Annotated in this window: 5 protein-coding genes; all 5 read right to left on the bottom strand. The window is 53.0% G+C overall.

The window, feature by feature from the left end:
- Nucleotides 1-2: 2 nt before the first annotated feature.
- Nucleotides 3-968, bottom strand: coding sequence for an IS1595 family transposase (locus QU481_RS23540; RefSeq protein WP_289830262.1), 966 nt, complete (start codon nt 966-968; stop codon nt 3-5).
- Between the two features lie 125 nt (nt 969-1,093).
- A complete protein-coding gene (locus QU481_RS23535; RefSeq protein WP_289832374.1) occupies nt 1,094-1,591 on the bottom strand; it encodes a DinB family protein in 498 nt (165 codons plus the stop codon).
- 122 nt (nt 1,592-1,713) lie between these two features.
- Entirely contained in the window at nt 1,714-2,289 is a 576-nt protein-coding gene (locus QU481_RS23530; RefSeq protein WP_289832373.1) for a hypothetical protein, read from the bottom strand.
- A complete protein-coding gene (locus QU481_RS23525) occupies nt 2,267-2,971 on the bottom strand; it encodes an NAD(P)H-binding protein (RefSeq protein ID WP_289832372.1) in 705 nt (234 codons plus the stop codon). Before QU481_RS23525 ends, QU481_RS23530 begins: the two co-directional genes overlap by 23 nt.
- A gap of 56 nt (nt 2,972-3,027) precedes the next feature.
- Nucleotides 3,028-3,316 (bottom strand): transposase (locus QU481_RS23520; RefSeq protein WP_289828758.1); only part of this gene is annotated, 289 nt, incomplete at its 5' end.

Here is a 3,316-nt window from a genome sequence, read left to right as displayed (position 1 = left end):
GGCTATGTCACCGTTAGGTGTGGAAACTTGCCAAGAGCACCATCCAGGAGGGCTGCCGGCGTGCTGATACGGTGGGCGTCAAGGTGTCGGCGCCAGCCCAAGTAGTTGGGTAAGTACTTAGTCGCCACGCCGTGGAAGCGGTTGAGCCACGCGCGTAGGCGACTGTGGTAGGCATTGACGTTCTGAACGTGGTAAGCCCCCCGAACACGGCGACCTGCCTTGAGATTGACCGCCTCATGCGAGATGTTAGCCTCGCGGGCGAAGTACCGGTAGGTGGCATTCCCATCGCTCACCAACAGCACGTCTTTGTCGAGAACAGCCGGCAAGACCGCTTTGAGTTGTGCCTTGGTCACTTGCCCTTTCCCCGTCACAAAGTCGAGGGTTTGCCCACTGCGGTCGCGGGCGACCAGCACACAGACTTGCTGTTTGGACAAGCCACGCAAACTCGCGACGCCCCCGCGCCGACGCGAGGAGCGCTGCAGGTGGTGGGCGCCTTTTTCCGATTCGAGCAGATAGGTTTCGTCGGCCTCGGTAATGCCGAACAGGCGGGCCGGACGGTCGTCTTTCAGCCAGGCCAGGAAACGGTGACGCCAGCGAAATGTCGTGTTCCGATGCAGGCCCAGCATCCCGGCTGAGCGGCGCACCGTCAGCGAATCCAGCATCGCCTGGCTGTAGCCGAGCCACTTCTCCCTCCGGCGGAGCCGGGCTAGTGGGGTGTTCGTCAGCGCGTTGAAAGTTCTCTGGCAGCGCCGGCAGCGATACCGCTGCAAACCATGAGCCGTTCCATGCCGGTAGGCCGCGGTGGTCCCGCAATGTGGGCAAGCCTTATCGGCTAGCCGTGACTCAATGAGGGCTCTGCAGCGTTCGGTGTCATCGTGTTCCCGCAATGCATCAGCAAGCCGCTCTCGCTGACGCCTCGTCAGACGGGACACATGGCTCAGCCACCGTTCAAACTCAGTCGCTTTCATCATCTCCCCCGTCGTGATGACCATCAATCTGGAAGATTAGGTCGCTGAGGAGGCAATTCCACACCTAACGGTGACATAGCCATGATTTATGGTTTTCGGCCCTGAAGTGCTGTTTGATTTTTCTGTCATCGTGCCAGGCGGCGATCTGGCTCGGCTGCATGAATGAAAACTGTATAGGTATCTGCGGGGTGTGCTACTGAGCAGAGATCAAGCGCATGTCCAATAGCCCCTCGATGATAAGTGCCATGGTTGATGATATGGAAGAGGATTTCTGCGCGTGACATCGAGCCCTGTAACCCATCAACGAACTGGAACGTGACCAATTCTTCATGCTGGTCCTGTAGTTGTGACGCGTAGGAGTAATACCAAGCATCAGAGGTTTCAATCCTCCGCTCTAGCTGGTCGAGGCTAGGAAGTGTTGTTGTGTTGGTTGTCTTATGCGGGGACTCAACACCCATAAGGCGCGCTTTGAATAGCTCCTCAACGATAATCATGTGATTTAGCTGCTGTTTTACGAAGCTGATCGTGGATGGAAACTCGCTGCTATCAATGCGTTTAATTGCTTCGAGTGTTCGCTTGTTAGCCCACGCTTTGTATTGAAACGACTTCAGCAATACAGACATAACTGAATAAACCTTCGCAGTAACTACGGAATAAGAGCTGTTTGATACGCCCAGTGGCTCCACCATCTAACGCCTGAAATAACCGGGCTGCGCCGCCGGCGCAGGTCCGGTTGATTGAAATGTTAGACCGTTCTGGTCGCCATTTTTTTTATTACAGAACGGCCAAGACTTTTGAATCGCTTTTTTTGACTCATGTATATAAAAATATAAACAAACGCAAAAGCTAAAGAAAAAACAAAACTAACATTCAGAGCAACGATAAACACCAAAACCAAAGTACACAACAATGTGAACCACTTCAATTTTCCAACTATTTCAACTTCATTCACTTCTAAATGCACCAGCAGCTCCCCCTCCATTACTGGGGTGAACCTGGAGCCAACACTAACTATATTTTCTTTCTCTTCCCTAAAATAAAACACATTTTCTGAGACTTGGCTGAATACACAATTTACATTGCCATTTCTTGGCGCTAAGGAACTAAGCACCTGCACATTTAACTCCGTATTAGAGCCGTTTGGTATTTTTAATTTTTCTCTAAACACGATCAACTTGAGCATAAACTCTACCATCGGCAATCCGTAATAGCCTTTTTGTGCTACGTCTAGCGTGTGGGGTTCAGCCGCGACTGCGTAGCAGGCGTCGGCTGCAATGATTGGTTGGGCCGCAGTCGATTCATCTGCGTCCTCGCGAAACAAGCGGTGCAGCCTGTACAAAATTGTTCGCTACGGATTCTTCCAGCATCCACCGACCCATTTCCGAATACGAGACGGGGAACCACGAATTTTGTGCACCAGTCCACTCAAAGGAAGCCACGGGGCGCTCGGCGCTACCTCGTGAATTGACTGCGCCTCGCACGAGCGTCCAGCGAAGAGAGGAAAAAATACCTGTGCCTAGAGCATCAACAACCGCTGACTGTTCTCTTGCGCCACGCCCCATGTTACCTGGCACGCAAGCGAAGAAACGCATCAGCTTGCTCGCTGGCATACCAGGCAAGGAGGAAAGAAGTGTATTCATTATTATGATGCGATCAACTCCAGCAGTTTTCATGGAGTCCATAATGGTGCCCATGTTCGCAGAAAATAGTGCGGGGCGATCTTGCGTTGTTGCCGTCACTCCGAGTGCTGTGAGCACTGCATCGGACCCGGAAAATGCATCTACGAGACTAGCCCCATCAGCGAGAGACTGGATAACAGCAACACGAGACTTGCCCGGCACGCCGGTAATTCTCTCTGGTCGTGAGCGAACGATCGCGGTGAAGTCGATCCCCTCAGCGCGACATACTTCAAGAATGCCTCGACCAAGACCACCTGCAGCACCGATGACGGCGACACGACGAGGTAGATTTCTTGGTGAACTAAAGGTGGGTGTCGCTATCATAGATCGTTCCTCTGTGCGGGCGGCCTAACGTTTTACTAAGCTTTGCAAAAGTATTGTCACTGGCAGGCATATTGGCACTCAGGCTGGCGGAAGAACGATTTCACCAGCCCGGGTAGCTTTTGGATTCGACGCAAGGCGCCGATTGCTAGCCGCTTCATTTCCTCATGGTTTTGCACCAGACGCTTTGATACCTGGCGCTTCACGTGCGCCCAGACCTGCTCGTCCGGATTCAGTTGCGGCGAGTAAGGCGGCAAGTAGAACAGGTTGAGCTTGCCTTCCAAGCTCTCCACATAGTCCCTGACCAGCTTCGCCTTGTGGATCGGATGGCCATCGACGATCACAAAC

The organism is Crenobacter oryzisoli (genome assembly GCF_030385785.1).
GTDB classification, from domain to species: Bacteria; Pseudomonadota; Gammaproteobacteria; order Burkholderiales; family Chromobacteriaceae; genus Crenobacter_A; species Crenobacter_A oryzisoli.
This window is presented reverse-complemented; position numbering and strand designations above follow the sequence as displayed.

Excerpts from the sequence above, each read along its gene's own strand:
- QU481_RS23540 (WP_289830262.1), bottom strand. The coding sequence starts at position 968 with ATGAAAGCGACTGAGTTTGAACGGTGGCTGAGCCATGTGTCCCGTCTG.
- QU481_RS23525 (WP_289832372.1), bottom strand. The coding sequence starts at position 2,971 with ATGATAGCGACACCCACCTTTAGTTCACCAAGAAATCTACCTCGTCGT.
- QU481_RS23535 (WP_289832374.1), bottom strand. The coding sequence starts at position 1,591 with ATGTCTGTATTGCTGAAGTCGTTTCAATACAAAGCGTGGGCTAACAAG.